Source organism: Pectobacterium quasiaquaticum (assembly GCF_014946775.2).
In the GTDB taxonomy this organism is placed as follows: Bacteria; Pseudomonadota; Gammaproteobacteria; order Enterobacterales; family Enterobacteriaceae; genus Pectobacterium; species Pectobacterium aquaticum.
Genome location: NZ_CP065177.1, coordinates 3,284,850 through 3,300,278 on the forward strand (window position 1 = coordinate 3,284,850; position 15,429 = coordinate 3,300,278).

Annotated in this window: 10 protein-coding genes; 4 read left to right on the top strand and 6 right to left on the bottom strand. The window is 50.9% G+C overall.

All coding sequences use genetic code 11. The features are described from left to right. Window positions 1–9: 9 nt before the first annotated feature. The gene (phoB, locus tag IG609_RS15050) at window positions 10–699 is read right to left on the bottom strand and encodes a phosphate response regulator transcription factor PhoB (protein WP_102116798.1); all 690 of its coding nucleotides are present in this window, start codon (window positions 697–699) and stop codon (window positions 10–12) included. A gap of 294 nt (window positions 700–993) precedes the next feature. On the opposite strand from phoB, the gene sbcD reads away from it, so the two are divergent. The 3 genes from sbcD (at window position 994) to rdgC (ending at window position 7,171) form a co-directional block, all read left to right on the top strand. After that, the gene (gene sbcD / locus IG609_RS15055) at window positions 994–2,232 is read left to right on the top strand and encodes an exonuclease subunit SbcD (protein ID WP_193397606.1); all 1,239 of its coding nucleotides are present in this window, start codon (window positions 994–996) and stop codon (window positions 2,230–2,232) included. Beyond that, window positions 2,229–5,912: an AAA family ATPase gene (locus IG609_RS15060; protein WP_193397575.1), complete on the top strand. Its 3,684-nt coding sequence runs from the start codon at window positions 2,229–2,231 to the stop codon at window positions 5,910–5,912. Before sbcD ends, IG609_RS15060 begins: the two co-directional genes overlap by 4 nt. 329 nt (window positions 5,913–6,241) lie before the next feature. Then, a complete protein-coding gene (gene rdgC / locus IG609_RS15065) occupies window positions 6,242–7,171 on the top strand; it encodes a recombination-associated protein RdgC (RefSeq protein WP_193397576.1) in 930 nt (309 codons plus the stop codon). Window positions 7,172–7,266: 95 nt separating this feature from the next. Here the strand turns inward: rdgC and IG609_RS15070 are convergent, their stop codons facing one another. The 4 genes from IG609_RS15070 to IG609_RS15085 all read right to left on the bottom strand — a co-directional run bounded on the left by IG609_RS15070 (window position 7,267) and on the right by IG609_RS15085 (window position 12,160). Further along, a complete protein-coding gene (locus IG609_RS15070) occupies window positions 7,267–9,057 on the bottom strand; it encodes a methyl-accepting chemotaxis protein (protein ID WP_193397577.1) in 1,791 nt (596 codons plus the stop codon). Window positions 9,058–9,758: 701 nt separating this feature from the next. Next, entirely contained in the window at window positions 9,759–10,043 is a 285-nt protein-coding gene (ppnP, locus tag IG609_RS15075; protein WP_005975968.1) for a pyrimidine/purine nucleoside phosphorylase, read from the bottom strand. 140 nt (window positions 10,044–10,183) lie between these two features. Then, the gene (gene aroL, locus IG609_RS15080; RefSeq protein WP_193397578.1) at window positions 10,184–10,705 is read right to left on the bottom strand and encodes a shikimate kinase AroL; all 522 of its coding nucleotides are present in this window, start codon (window positions 10,703–10,705) and stop codon (window positions 10,184–10,186) included. A gap of 405 nt (window positions 10,706–11,110) precedes the next feature. Further along, window positions 11,111–12,160: a type II asparaginase gene (locus tag IG609_RS15085; RefSeq protein ID WP_130633901.1), complete on the bottom strand. Its 1,050-nt coding sequence runs from the start codon at window positions 12,158–12,160 to the stop codon at window positions 11,111–11,113. Window positions 12,161–12,913: 753 nt separating this feature from the next. On the opposite strand from IG609_RS15085, the gene pelI reads away from it, so the two are divergent. Further along, window positions 12,914–13,957: a pectate lyase PelI gene (gene pelI / locus IG609_RS15095; protein ID WP_193397579.1), complete on the top strand. Its 1,044-nt coding sequence runs from the start codon at window positions 12,914–12,916 to the stop codon at window positions 13,955–13,957. A 98-nt stretch (window positions 13,958–14,055) separates the two neighbouring features. Here the strand turns inward: pelI and uxuA are convergent, their stop codons facing one another. Beyond that, complete coding sequence (gene uxuA / locus IG609_RS15100; RefSeq protein ID WP_193397580.1) at window positions 14,056–15,252, bottom strand: mannonate dehydratase; 1,197 nt, start codon at window positions 15,250–15,252, stop codon at window positions 14,056–14,058. Window positions 15,253–15,429 lie beyond the last annotated feature (177 nt).

Genomic DNA, 15,429 nt, shown 5'->3' on the forward strand with positions numbered 1-15,429 from the left:
ACGATCACCTCAGTAACGCGTTGAAAAACGGTAGCCCGTTCCCCGAACGGTTTGCACCATTTTGTCATGTCCGCTGGTTTCCAGCGCTTTACGCAGGCGACGAATATGAACGTCGACAGTACGATCCTCAACATAAACGTTAGTGCCCCAAACGTGATTCAGCAACTGTTCCCGGCTATAAACACGTTCAGGATGCGTCATAAAGAAATGCAGCAGTTTAAATTCCGTCGGCCCCATGTCCAACGCGTGCTCCTCGGTCGTCACGCGATGTGAGGAAGGATCGAGGTTCAGGCCACGCATTTCAATCACTTCTTCCACCGCCATCGGTGAAATTCGGCGCATGACGGCTTTGATACGCGCCACCAATTCTTTGGGTGAAAACGGTTTGGTAATGTAATCATCCGCCCCCACTTCAAGCCCGCGCACGCGGTCTTCTTCTTCGCCACGCGCGGTCAACATCATCACCGGAATATCACGCGTCAGCGCCTCGCGCTTCATATGCTTGATGAATTGCAGGCCCGACCCGCCTGGCAGCATCCAGTCCAATAACACCAGTTCCGGGAATGGCTCCGACAGTTGCGTCACCGCGCTGTCATAGTCTTCAGCTTCAACGGGTTGATAACCATTTTGTTCCAGTACAAAGCAGACCATTTCACGAATTGGTGCTTCATCTTCCACGACTAATATGCGTTTTGCCATTGTTAATCCTGTCGTTAATCATCGTCGCTGTTAGCAAGCGGAGGCATTATGCGTCAGTTTTATGACAGATTTATGAAAAGCACACGGGCCTCTCTGCACGATTGTTACAACGCGTACATCCGATTTTTCGAGCCGCTTTCCAAAAGCCTGATTCCACCGCGACAGCCGCCATCCCTGCTATATATAATCATGGCATTACGATGACAAAGCACCATGGCGACGACACACCCTTTCACATAATAAATAATGACAACGTCATCCACCGCCACGCGGCATGAATATCGAGAGAGCACGATGCGCATTATCCATACTGCCGATTGGCATTTAGGGCAATATTTTTATACCAAAAGCCGCGCTGCTGAGCATCAGGCTTTTCTAAACTGGCTTATCGTTCAGGTGGAACAACACCAGGTCGATGCCATTATCGTTGCTGGCGATATTTTTGATAACGGCTCTCCTCCCAGCTATGCGCGGGAAATGTATTATAGCTTCGTGGTCGCGCTACAGCGCACAGGCTGCCAGCTCATTGTTCTCGGCGGTAACCACGATTCTGTCGCGATGCTAAATGAATCTCGCGAACTGCTGGCCTGCCTGAACACGCAAGTGATTGCCTGCGCCAGCGACGATCCGGCCCAACAGGTGCTCCTGCTAGAAAACCGTCAAAGACAGCCCAGAGCCCTGCTCTGCGCGATTCCTTTTTTACGTCCGCGTGATGTGTTGACCAGCAAAGCCGGGCAATCCGGGGATGAAAAACAGCTGGCACTACAGGAAGCGATTACCGCGCACTACCAGCAATGTTATCAACTGGCTTGCCAAAAGCGCGACGAGCTTGGCCTGCCGCTGCCGATTATCGCAACCGGACATCTGACGACGATTGGCGCAACCCCCTCAGAATCCGTACGCGATATCTATATTGGTACGCTCGATGCCTTCCCTGCTCAGGCTTTTCCGCCTGCGGATTATATCGCGCTCGGCCATATTCACCGCCCGCAGCGCGTGACCCAAAGCGAGCATATTCGCTACAGCGGTTCGCCCATCCCGTTGAGTTTTGATGAGCTAAACAGCGAGAAATCGGTCTGTCTGGTGAGCTTTGCACCTGACGCGTTACCGCAAACGCCTCCGCAGATAGACATCCTGTCAATTCCCATGACTCAGCCGATGCAATTGATTAAAGGTAGCCTGAGCGATATTGAACAACAGCTGGCCACCTTCAAGAATTATCAGGGCGATAAACCCGTGTGGTTGGATATTGAAATCAACACGCAGGATTATCTGAGCGACATGCAAAAACGCATTCAGGCGATGACCGAGAACCTGCCCGTAGAAGTGCTGCTGCTGCGCCGCACGCGTGAACAACGCCTGCAGGCGATTACCCGACAGGACAAGGAAACGCTGAACGAACTGAGCGTACATGACGTTTTTGAGCGTCGTCTGGTAACGGAGACAGACATGGAAGACAGCCGCCAACAGCGTGTTCGCACGCTGTTTAATCAGGTTATTGACGAACTGGAAAATAGCGAGACGGCCAAATGAAAATTCTCAGTCTGCGCTTAAAAAACCTCAACGCGTTGAAAGGCGAATGGAAGATCGATTTCACGCAAGAGCCCTTTTCCAGTAACGGCTTATTTGCCATTACCGGCCCGACCGGCGCGGGGAAAACCACGCTGCTGGATGCGATCTGTCTGGCGCTGTACCACGAAACGCCACGGCTTGGGCTGCTTTCCGCCAGCCAGAATGACCTGATGACGCGTAACACCGCTGAGTGCCTTGCCGAAGTCGAGTTTGAAGTTAAAGGCGTCGGATATCGCGCCTTCTGGAGCCAGCGTCGGGCAAGAAACGCCCCAGACGGCAATTTGCAGTCTCCAAAGGCCGAACTTGCGCTCATTGAAGACGGCAAGATTCTGTGTGAAAAGCTCAATGATAAGAAAGAGATGATCACACAGCTCACCGGGCTGGATTTTGGCCGCTTCACGCGATCCATGATGCTGTCTCAGGGGCAGTTTGCCGCCTTCCTCAACGCCAAAGCAGATGACCGAGCGGAACTGCTGGAAGAGCTGACCGGCACGGACATTTACGGCCTGATTTCCGAACGCGTCTATGACAAGCACAAGCAGGCAAACGTCGCACTGAGCACGTTACAGGCGCGCGCATCAGGCATTCAGCTTTTAATCGACGACCAGCGCCAGCAGGTGGAAGAACAGCTTGCCGAGCTGCTCCAGCACGAGCAACGGGGCAACGTCGAACGTGAGCAAGCGCTGACTACGCTGCGCTGGTTTGAGCAACTGACGCAGCAGCACACACAACGAACCAACACGCAGGCGCAACATGCAAGCGCCGAATCCGCCATTCAGCAGGCTAAACCGCAGCTCGACAGGTTAACTCACAGCGAACCCGCAGAAAAACTGAGGCCACTACATCAGGAACGAGAACGCTATCGACAGGAATCTCTCACGCTGTCACAGCGTATTGAACAACTGACTGGGAAGCAGGCCGCCGAACAGGTGACGTTAACCGCGCTACGCCAGCAGGAAGAAAAAGCAGAGCGGGATGTGAGTGAGCACAAACAGGTACGGCAGCAACAAGAGCGGGTGATCAACGAACAGGTTGTGCCACTTGACCATCGCATTGCCACGCTGGAGCAGCAAAAAGCGCAGCAACAAGACGAACTGGCAAAAACGCAGGCTCGTCTGCACGCCGATGAAAGTAAACAAACCCAGACGGCGGCGGAACAGCAGCAGGCTACACAGCAGCTTGAACAGATCCAGTCTTACCGCCAGCAACACGCGCATCATCAGCAATGGGGAGAACAACTTCCTCTGTGGCGCACCCAGTTTCGCCAACTGCGCCAGCTTCAGGACGAGCAAGAGAAGCTGAAGCAAAAACAGGCGCAGCACACAGCACAATCGGCAGTGCTACAGCAAGAGACACTGACTCTGGCGACACAGCAGCGTGAACAACAAACGGTCGTTGATGCTGCCCGTCAGCAGTTCATGCAACACGATAAAACACGGCAACAGCAGGAGGCGTACCAGTCGCTTTACGCCCTGCAACAGCAGTTTAATCAACGCATTGACCAGCATGCTGAACGCCAACGACTCGCGACAATCAGCGACCAGTTCCAGCGTCTGCACGTCCGCAAGCAACAGTACCTTGCCAAACAGGGTGAAGTACAAGGGCATATCAGCCAGTCAGAAATCTTAAAGAAACAGCAGCAATCCGAGCATGAGCAGCGAAGCCAGCATCTGGTCGATCTGGAAACGCTGCTCCGGCAGGAAGAGCGTATCGTTAAGCTGGAAGCCGAACGCCAGCGGCTACAGGCCGGAGAAGCGTGTCCGCTATGTGGTTCAACCGAGCATCCAGCCATTGAACGCTATCAAGCGCTGCAACCGTCTGAAACCCAACAGCGCCTGACGGCGCTACAGCAGGACGTGAACCAGTTAACGGCAGCGCTGGCGAATACGACCGCACAGTTGGCCTCGCTAGCGCAACAGCGGGAAATGTTGCAACAGGAGATCGCTCAGATCGATAGCGAACATCACGCCCTGCTGCAACAGTGGCAAGATGTCAGTGAGCGCTTACAAGTTACCTACTCGCTGGAACAGCAGGACGAGATAGCCGTCTGGCTTACAGAGCGTGAAGCCGAAGAACAGGCCATTCGACAGCAGATTGCCGCACGCGAGCAATTGCAAAAACAGTGGCAGGAAAGTAAGGATTTACTGACTGCCGCAGAGGCATTGCAGCGGGAACTCGGCCAGAAAATCGCGCTGAATACCCAGCAGCAATCCTCGCTAAGCATTACGCAGCAAGAAATCGATCAGTCGCTGCAAAACGTGCACCAGCAAATCACACAGCACACTCAGGAAATCACGCAGACGCTGACAACCTTAAACCTTCCTCTGCCGGAGGCCGATGCCCAGAATGACTGGCTGGCTCAGCGCGAGAACGAGTGGCAAGACTGGAAAACCAAAGAGCAGCAGCAATCTCGCTTAGTTCCTCTATTAGCCACGCTGCAAAGCGATCTTCAACATCTGAATCGCAGCGTGACAGAGGCGAGACAACTGATCCAAACACAGCAACAGCAGTTGGAACAGTACCTCACGCAACTCAACACAAGCCAACAAGAGCGGCAGGCGTTGTTTGGGGACAAGCAAATTGCCACTGTGCGTGAACAGCTACAGCACATCAGCCAGCGGTACGACGATGCACTCAGGCTAGCCCTGTCAGCTCGTCAGCAAACCGAAACAACGTTAAGCCGTCTGACGGGAGAGCTGGCTAGCACGCAACAGCAGTATGAACAGAGCACACGCCAGCATGAGAGTGCGACCGAACGCTTTACTCAGGCGTTGCAGCAAAGCACTTTCGCCGATGAAACCACGTTCCTCAATGCGCTGCTTGATGAGCAGGAACGCCTGACGTTGCAGACGTGGAAGGAAGAACTATCTCAGCGTTTGCAGCAGGCGGCGGCACTTCACCAGCAGGCTGAACGTGAGCTGCTCGCCCATCAACAAAAGCGCCCCGCTTCCCTGACGGAAGACGCCACACAAGAAGCGGTACAACAGCAGTTGGCAGCGCTGGATGAAACACTGAAAACCAACCTGCGGCAGCAAGGCGAGTTCCAGCGTCAGTTGGCTGACGATAAACAACAGCGCCAGAATCAGCAGGATTTACTCAATGAGATCGCCCAAAGCCAGCAAATGTATGACGACTGGAGCTGTCTTAATACGCTCATCGGCTCACAAAGCGGGCATAAATTCCGTAAGTTTGCTCAGGGGCTAACGTTGGACCATCTGGTTTATCTCGCCAATCTCCAGCTTTCTCGCCTGCACGGGCGCTATATGCTGAAACGGAAACCCGGTGACGATCTGGAGCTGCTGGTGATGGATACCTGGCAAGCGGACGCCGAGCGTGATACGCGTACGCTGTCCGGCGGCGAGAGCTTCTTAGTGAGTTTGTCGCTGGCGCTGGCGCTCTCCGACTTGGTCAGCCACAAAGCCAGCATCGACTCGCTGTTTCTGGATGAAGGCTTCGGCACGCTAGATGCTGAGACGCTGGATATCGCGCTGGATGCCCTCGATAACCTGAACGCCTCCGGTAAAACCATCGGCGTCATTAGCCATGTCGAAGCCATGAAAGAGCGTATTCCGGTACAGATCAAAGTGCAGAAGATTAACGGGCTGGGCGTCAGCCGGCTGGCGCCGCAGTACGCCGTTTAACCATTATTCCGTCTTCGGCCAGAGCCAGGCGGCTCCGCGTACCCCGCTGGAGTCGCCGTGTATGGCCTGAAGCACGGGCGTTGGTAATCCACGGCAAACTCGGTGCCGGAGATAAACGTTTCAATATAATTTGAGTCGTGCTGCCAACGCACATGCAGCTTGAAGCATGACGAATATGACTAGATAAACCAATTAGTTACCATTCAACGCGTGATGGGATTCCTCTGGATCTCGGTATTTTATTCCACATAACCGCCTCGAATTCGTTATCATGCGCGCAACATTACAAACCCGCGTGCAAACCTGCGCGCCCAGTCAGGGATAACACCATGTTGTGGTTTAAGAACTTAATGATTTACCGCCTAAGCCGAGACAGCGTACTGTCCAAAGATAACGTTTTGTCTGCGGACGAACTGGAAAAACGGCTCAGTGCTTTCGCGTTCACCCCGTGCGGCAGTCAAGATATGATGAAAACGGGCTGGGTATCACCGATGGGATCCCATAGCGATGCCTTAACCCACGTCGTAAATGGGCAAATCGTTATCTGTGTTCGCAAAGAAGAAAAAATCCTGCCGTCCCCAGTCATCAAGCAAACCCTTCAGGCCAAGATTGAACGTCTGGAAGCGGAACAGCACCGCAAGCTGAAAAAAACCGAAAAAGATTCGCTGAAAGACGAAGTACTGCATAGCCTGCTTCCGCGTGCATTTAGCCGCTTTAGTCAGGTTTGGCTGTGGATCGATACGGTTAACGGCCTGATAATGGTCGATGCCGCCAGCGCCAAAAAAGCGGAAGATACGCTGGCGCTGCTGCGTAAAACGCTGGGTTCGCTGCCCGTTGTGCCGCTAACGATGGAAAACCCTATCGAGCTGACGCTGACCGAGTGGGTTCGATCCGGTGAACCAGCAGCAGGTTTTACACTACAGGATGAAGCAGAGCTGAAAGCCATTCTGGAAGACGGCGGCGTTATCCGCTGCAAAAAGCAGGATTTGGTCTGCGATGAAATCGCCGTACACATTGAAGCAGGCAAACTGGTCACCAAGCTAGCGCTGGACTGGCAGGAAAGGATTCACTTAGTCTTGTCCGAGGACGGTTCAGTAAAACGCTTGAAGTTCTCCGATACGCTGCGGGAACAAAACGACGATATCGATCGGGAAGATTTTGCTCAACGGTTTGATGCCGATTTTATTTTGATGACCAGCGAGTTGGCGGCATTGATTGCGAATCTGATTGAAGCATTGGGCGGAGAAGCCCAACGTTAATATTATCGTAGTATTAATACCATCGATTGTTAATATCATAGATGATTGCCCGCCACCGTTATGGCAGCGGGCAATGCAACTCAGTGACGAATCCGTTAAACCCGGAATGCCCCAACCACAGCGTTCAGCTCTTCAGCCTGTGACTGCAACGCACCCGACGCAGCGGCAGATTCCTGCACCAGCGCGGCGTTTTGTTGCACCATCGAATCCAACTGTGCGACCGCTTTGTTAATCTCGTTGATGCCACGCATTTGCTCATCTGCCGCATGTGTGATTTCAGACATCACCGAACTCACCGTAGAGACGCCGCCGACAATTTCATTCATCGTGTCGCTGGCCTGACGAACCTGCACCGAGCCAGACGTCACGCTGGAGACTGTCGCTTCAATCAGCTCTTTAATTTCTTTTGCAGCCTGCGCACTGCGCTGTGCCAAACTGCGAACTTCACCAGCAACCACGGCGAAACCACGCCCCTGTTCGCCCGCTCGCGCGGCTTCAACCGCAGCATTAAGCGCCAGAATGTTAGTCTGGAATGCAATGCCATCGATCACACCGATGATATCGCCGATTTTGCCAGACGCGACCACGATCTCTTCCATCGTGACAATCACATCGGATACCACCTTTCCGCCCGTACCGGCATCTTTCGACAGCAGTAAAGCTTTAGCATTAACCTGCTGTGCAGAACCTGCCGATTGCGTTACCGCCGCAGAAATTTCTTCCAGCGAGGCGGCGGTTTGCTGAATGCTCGACGCCGCAGATTCAGTACGCGCAGAGAGATCGTTGTTTCCCGCCGAAATTTCATCCGCAGCCACCTGAAGCGATGCGCTGATATCCCGAATCTGCATCATTACCTGACTGATTTTATCGACAAAAATATTAAACGAGCGGGCAATTTGCGCTACTTCATCATGCCCTTCATCCGGCAGACGCTTCGTCAGATCGTTATTACCGTTGCTGATATCATCCATTGCATCACGGATTTGCAGCAAGCGCTTAAGCGTTGACGCAATAATGAAACCAATCACCAACGAGCCCAACAGCGCGATAACGACCAGCGTGATGACAGAGGTAGACAGCAGAGAACGCATGCTCGCGGTGGCTTCGGCTTTATCCAACGCCACCAGCATGAACCAGTTCGTGCCAGCAATCGGTTTTGCCACCACAAGCTTTGTCGACCCAGAAAAATCCACATCACGGGCGCTATCTGCTGAAAGGATATCGTTCAAATCAATCCCAGGGGCAATGTCGGTGATATTTTTCAGCGTCAGTTTTTCATCTGGGTGAGCAATGATCAGACCGCTGCGCTCGATGAGAACACCGAAGCTATCTTTAGCTGGGTTAATTGCTTTTACGTTTTCAATCACGCTTTTCATCGTGACATCGCTACCGACTACGCCTCTGACCGTTCCGCCTTGCACCACGGAAGCAACGAAAGAAACCACTAACGTATTCGTCACCGCATCAACGTAGGGGGCAGTGACCAGCGGTTTGCCCTCTTTCACCGCCTGCTGATACCAAGGCCGGACAGTTGGGTTGTAATCGGCAGGAATACCGCCAGAATCGGCAAACTTGGCCGTGCCATTAGCATAACCCATGTACACATTCAGGAGGCCGCCGGATGCCGCAATCTGTTTAAACAGCGGAATCGGATCCTCATCAGTGGTGACACGGTCATGCAACGCAGAGATCATCAGCGTTTTAGAAGAAACCCAGTCGCTAATAGCGATACTATGGCTTGTCGCTACCGCATTCAGCGTATTCTGGATCGATTCCTTATTGGCGTTATTGGCGATGCTGTAATTAAGAAAGGTATTGATAACAAGCGAAAGCACAACAATTGTCGAACAGGCCGCAAGAATGCGGGAACGCGTCGTTTTCAGCATAAAATACTCTTTGCATAAAATAGTTATACTATCCATAACGGCACAGCAAAATAAAACTTGAATGCGATCACATTCCACAACCACCATTTATCTTAAAACTCAAAAAAACAATTAATATGTTTAACCAAATCCTTATAAAAAAAAAGACATCAAATGGATTTTAAACCAACAAAACAGAGCATTAGACCAAATTAACGAAAATAAAAAGAACAAAAAACTTATTTACCTACCATAATATAAAATTATCGGTCAATGCCATAATCCGCCGCATTTTAACAATCATGGGATTATTCCTAATAACCACGACATTCTTTTACGCAATTAGTTAATAAACACCATTAAATAAAATAACTCATATATGGAATTAATGATGGGCGTGACAAAGATTAGATGACATTTTTTTGACAGATAAACATGCTAGAAATAACCAAATATACTTTATTTTCTGTGGAAAATCGCGATTGCCATTTTCAGTAGAGAGGTAACAATCCCAATGGTAATGTTACCTCTACGCAGGCCGATCAGGATCAGAAAAGAATGGAACACGCGCATACTCGATTAATAGAACAACTTACTCAACGCTTTGTGACAACAGATAACATCCCACGCGACCTAAAGAGTACCGAAAGGGTAAAAAAACGCCGCGTTATGTCGTACACAACGCGGCGAGAATGATCTAATCTACACAGATAGAATAGAAATTACAGGTATTTACAAAGATAAGAGGTCGGTTCGACCACCTGCAAATTGAACTCACTTTTTCCCGGAACGAAAAACGTTTCTCCCGGTGTGAAAACCTGCCAATCCGGTGCGCCTGGCAGCAGTACTTTCAATGCTCCGGTGATCACCGTCATTTCTTCCGGCTGTCCGGTTCCAAAGGTGTATTCACCCGCATCCATGACGCCAACACTGGCGCGGCCAATGCTGTCGCCTTCAAAACCGATTGATTTGACCTTCCCTGCAAAATACTCATTTACATTCAGCATAGCGCGGCACCCTATCATCGAAAAAATTCATGAAATTCATCTTAAAAGGAGAGTCGAGCCACTGTCACGATCTATTCATTGAAAGTTGGTGTTCGGTAACACTGACTGGTGATTATTTTGCCAGTGTCCAGCCCACCGGCCTATGCAGCCGACGAGCGCAGCACTTTCAACACGCTTGCCACAATCACTTCCGGCGTTTGCGATGCATCAATAACGTGATGCGCGACGCCGCGATAAAGTGCCTCGCGTGCGGCCAGTACATCGGCCATTTCCTCGGCGATAGGGCGACCGGTCAACGTCGGCCGCTGGTTATCCTGCGGGTTTTCTTCCAGCCGCTGGGCCAACAGTTCGGCATCCGCATGGAGGTAAATAACAGTACCTTTCTCATGCATAAAGCGCCGATTGGCTTCCGCCAACACCATACCGCCGCCTGTTGCGACGATGCAACGGTTGGACGTCACTTGCTGAAGCGCCAGACTTTCACGCTGGCGGAATCCATGCCATCCTTCCTGCGCAACCACATCAGCCACCGTCATATTGGTGGTCTGTTGCATAAACAGGTCGGTATCGACAAAGTCATATCCTAACGCCTGTGCCAGTTGATGCCCAACAGTGGTCTTCCCACAGCCTCTGGCACCAACCATAAAAATGGGGTGTGTCATGTAGTGACGTATCCTTCTTCTTTATTGCCCCCTCCACCATACTTCAAGCTGGACGCGCGAAGGCAGTGCCGCCACTCGAATTATTTCGGGTATCAAAGATAAATAGGGGTGATTACCTGCTTTGTCGTGGGCTGAATCATACCGATAAAATCAACAGAGAGGGAAGTGACTTCTCAGTGGAAACGAAAAGTTGAATAACTAAAAGTAAAAATAGGATGACAGGAAATATACCCTAAATAATTCGAGTTGCAGGAAGGCGGCGAGCGAGGGCATCCCGATGAGCTTACTCAAGTAAGTGATTCGGGTGACTGAACGACGCCAACGCACATGCAGCTTGAAGTATGACGGGTATAAAAAGCCCCGCGTTTAAAGGCGGGGCCATCACACTACAAATCGATCAGGCGATTAATACGCGTGGAAATAATCCTGAATCACCGCTGGGTTCGTCGTTTTCGTCAGCGCCAGCATCAGCAGAATACGTGACTTAGCTGGGCTCAGAGAATCAGCAACTAGACCAGGTTGGCCCGCATCTGGTGGCACGATGCCGCTGCCGGTACGGCTGGAGCGCACAACAACGATACCTTTGCTTTCCGCTTTACGGATACCTGCATCGCCGCGCTTGGATACCGAGCCTGCGCCCATGCCCGCATAGACAATACCTTTCGCGCCATGTTTGATAGAGGCGTCATACATGTATTCTGGATCGTCCTGATAGCCATAAATAATGTCAACGGCTGGCAGTTTATCGACGTTGGTCACGTCAAATACGGAACGTGTGGTGTGAACTTTATCCAGACGAGTCTGGTAGTAAACTTTGTCACCGATAATCACGCCCAGATAACCTTCTTCCGGCGCTTTAAAGGTATCCAGCGTAGAAGCGTTGGTTTTGCTGATGAAACGAGCAGAGCCAATACGGTCGTTCAGCACAACTAAAACGCCGCGACCGCGAGAGTTTTTATCCGCTGCCACTTTTACTGCGCCGTACAGGTTCATTGGGCCGTCGGCGCTGATTGCCGTTGCCGGACGCATCGCGGCGGCAAAGACCACCGGTTTGTCACTTTTCACCGTCAGGTTCAGGAAGTAAGGCGATTCGTCGAGCGTATCCGTACCGTGCGTAATGACCACGCCATCAACATCGCTGCGTGCCAGCAGCTCGTTCACGCGCTTGCTCAGTTTCAGCAACACGTCGCTGGTCATATTTTCACTGCCGATGCTGGCAACCTGCTCACCTGAAATATTGGCAAGCGTTTTCAGCTCTGGTACTGCTTGAATCAGCGTCTCTACGCCCAGCGCACCCGCTTTATACCCCGTGGTTTGCGTATTGGCCGCAGCGGAACCGGCGATTGTCCCGCCGGTTGCCAGAATAACAATGTTAGGTAGATTTTCTGCCGCATTTGCCAGAGACGAAAAACAAACAAAAACAACAACGAATAATGCGTTAAATATCCTTTTCATAACCTATACCAACTTATTGAGTTAAGTGGCAGATCAGATACGTCAGGTGCCTGATCTGTAAATAAAAACGTCAACTCTGTTAGCAGCCTGCTAACATTGGCGTTTATTCTGCCCCAGAATTCAACGAATTAATATATGCCTGTCAGACTTCACGCTAACGGTGTGTGATACCTCACAGCACGGTATTCAGCCGCACCGATTTACGTTACCGACTAATCTGCGCCACAGCATCCCGCGAGGCCTGATTACGAGCTTCCCCCGTCAGCTCTGATAGCGTTCCCTGATGCATTTCCAGAAGCAAACGCCGATGCGCTGCACTTGTTATCTGAATTCACGCCCCAATTTATCAATAAAAGCATTCAGCTTTACATGTGGTTAAATGATCACCATAAATTAAATAACACATCAACGAAACGTGGAAACACACTGAATCCCATCACGCACAGCAATAGGCGAGTGATAAGATCCCCGCCTCTTCATACCATTAATTTCTCTTATCCTTTAACAAGAGATTTTCGCGTGTTTATTAATTTCCCAAAAATAATTAATAAGAAAATAATAAACAATAAATAAAATTAAATAAAAAATAATAACACGCTAAATTAAATAATCTGATTAACCTCAACAATTTCGTCGAATTATTATTCATTTCATATTCCCTGCTATATAATCATTTTCGATGTGCAAGGACTCCCTCTTTATTTGGAATAAATAAAGAGAAAAAATATCCGTTTAATTTACAAGGAAAAACAAATGTTTAAGTATTTAACACCGATATTTTTATGTACCGCTGCTTTCTCTTTTCAGGCTCAGGCGAGTGACACCATGCTGATGCTTCTGAAAAAAGACAATGCCACTTATTTAAGCTGGTCTACCGATGCAGGCAACGTTGTTCGCCAGGATGTGTATCGCAGCACCAGTGATAATCAGGCAGGCAGCGAAAAAATCGCAGAGCTCAATTCCACCGATAGAACCTTTACGGATTTAACCGCCAATCCGAAATCGGATTATTGGTATTGGGTAGATACCGTTAGCGGCAATAAGAGTGTCCTGAAATCTAATGCCGCATCAACGGCACCAGCACCATTGCGCGCCGCTCCGCTTAAGGCTGCAAGCTCTGAATGTAAGGCCGGTGCAGTCATCAAAAACAAATCTGTCGACTGCGATGGGATTACTCTGGGTCTGAGCTGTAGCGGTGACAGTGATAAGCAACCTCCTGTTATCACGCTGGAAAATGCCAGCATCAAAAATCTGCGCATTTCGGCAAAAGGCGGTTCTGACGGCATCCACTGCGCAAGCGGCGACTGCCGTATTGAAAACGTGATTTGGGAAGACATCTGTGAAGATGCAGCAACCAACAACGGCAAAACCATGACCATCGTCGGCGGTGTTGCCCATAACACCACTAATGGCCCTGGTGGAAAACCGGACAAAGTGCTGCAACAGAATGCCAAAAACAGCCACACTATCGTTCAAGGTAACTTCACCCTGACTGGGCAACACGGCAAACTGTGGCGCTCTTGCGGTGACTGCACCAACAACGGCGGCCCACGTAACCTGACCATCATCAGCGCAACCGTTAACGGCACCATCGACAGCATCGCTGGCGTAAACCGTAACTTTGGCGATGTCGCTGAGATCCGCGATTTGCGTATTAAAGGCTACAAAGAAGGTAAACCGCCGGTATGTGAAGAGTTTAACGGTGTAGAAAAAGGGAAAGGAAAGTCCGATAAATACGGAGAGTTCTGGGATACCAAGAACTGCAAAGTCAGCCGCTCAAACGTTAAAGCCCTGTAATTCTGCTGGCAGAATTCACACGTAATTAACTTCCTCTGGGGTCCTGACGCATCAGTCATCGACAGACCGTGCTACTAAGCACGGTCTGTTTCATTTCATCACCCTTGCTGCAATTCGGTAAACAGCGTGCGCTTCAGCGCCAGCTCGACGCCACGCAGTTCCGCCAGACCTTTCAGACGACCGATTGCCGAGTAGCCGGGGTTGGTTTTCTTTTTCAGATCGTCCAGCATTTGGTGCCCGTGATCCGGACGCATCGGAATCGGCCGGCGATCGCCGGCCTTCTGACGACGTAGCTCTTCTGCCAGAATGGCATTGATGATCGCTACCATATCCACATCACCTTGCAAGTGCGCCCCTTCGTGGAAGGAATTGGGATTGTCTTCGCGACAGGTCGCACGCAGATGGGTGAAATGCACGCGATCGGCAAACGTTTCCAGCATCGTAACCAAATCGTTATCGGCCCGTACGCCGTAAGAACCTGTACAGAAGGTAAAACCGTTATGCAGGCTATCAACCGTCTGTTTCAACCAACGCATGTCGTCAATCGTGGACATCACCCGCGGCAGCCCAAGGATCGGACGCGGTGGATCGTCAGGGTGAATGGCCAGGCGAATACCGACAACTTCCGCAACGGGCACAATCTCACGCAGGAAATGCCCAAGGTGCTCACGCAGTGTCGCATGGTCAATACCGTCATATTCCGCCAAACGTCCGCGAAATTGCTCCAGCGTATAGCCTTCTTCGGAGCCCGGCAGGCCCGCGATAATGTTCCCCGTCAGGCGCGCGATATCTTCTTCGCTCATTGCACGGAAGTAGTCAGCAGCCTGTGCCTGTTCATCCGCCGTGTAGTCTTTTTCAGCACCGTGACGCCGCAGGATATGCAGTTCAAAAGCCGCAAAGGCAATATGATCGAAACGCAGCGCCTTTGCGCCATCCGGCAGAACATACTCCAGATCGGTTCGCGTCCAGTCCAGTACGGGCATAAAGTTATAGCACACCGTATCAATGCCGCACTGCGCCAGGTTACGCAGCGATTGCTGATAATTGGCAATATGCTGCTGATAATTCCCCGTCTGGGTTTTGATCTCTTCATGAACCGGTACGCTTTCCACCACTGACCATACCAGCCCTTTCGCCTTCAATTCGGCTTTGCGCTTTTCAATCTCTTCAACCGACCAGATTTCGCCATTGGGGATGTGGTGCAATGCCGTCACCACGCCGGTCGCTCCAGCTTGCCGAACATCATCTAGTGAGACAGGATCGTTCGGGCCATACCAACGCCAGGTTTGTTCCATATTGAGTTACCTTTTTTCGCCAAGTGAGAGAGTTGTTTTCGTCACTTTCTTTCATCAATAAATAGGAAAAGCCTACCTCACCGGGACAAGCTGTCAAACGAAACTCACGAATTGATTGACCAATTACACAAAAAATTCGCGTTTTGGACTAACATCATGCGTATTCTGGCTGAGACC

What these genes read in the sequence shown, in the direction of transcription:
- IG609_RS15060 (WP_193397575.1), top strand. Translation starts at nt 2,229, where the DNA reads ATGAAAATTCTCAGTCTGCGCTTAAAAAACCTCAACGCGTTGAAAGGC.
- phoB (WP_102116798.1), bottom strand. Translation starts at nt 699, where the DNA reads ATGGCAAAACGCATATTAGTCGTGGAAGATGAAGCACCAATTCGTGAA.
- IG609_RS15070 (WP_193397577.1), bottom strand. Translation starts at nt 9,057, where the DNA reads ATGCTGAAAACGACGCGTTCCCGCATTCTTGCGGCCTGTTCGACAATT.
- sbcD (WP_193397606.1), top strand. Translation starts at nt 994, where the DNA reads ATGCGCATTATCCATACTGCCGATTGGCATTTAGGGCAATATTTTTAT.
- ppnP (WP_005975968.1), bottom strand. Translation starts at nt 10,043, where the DNA reads ATGCTGAATGTAAATGAGTATTTTGCAGGGAAGGTCAAATCAATCGGT.
- uxuA (WP_193397580.1), bottom strand. Translation starts at nt 15,252, where the DNA reads ATGGAACAAACCTGGCGTTGGTATGGCCCGAACGATCCTGTCTCACTA.
- IG609_RS15085 (WP_130633901.1), bottom strand. Translation starts at nt 12,160, where the DNA reads ATGAAAAGGATATTTAACGCATTATTCGTTGTTGTTTTTGTTTGTTTT.
- rdgC (WP_193397576.1), top strand. Translation starts at nt 6,242, where the DNA reads ATGTTGTGGTTTAAGAACTTAATGATTTACCGCCTAAGCCGAGACAGC.
- aroL (WP_193397578.1), bottom strand. Translation starts at nt 10,705, where the DNA reads ATGACACACCCCATTTTTATGGTTGGTGCCAGAGGCTGTGGGAAGACC.
- pelI (WP_193397579.1), top strand. Translation starts at nt 12,914, where the DNA reads ATGTTTAAGTATTTAACACCGATATTTTTATGTACCGCTGCTTTCTCT.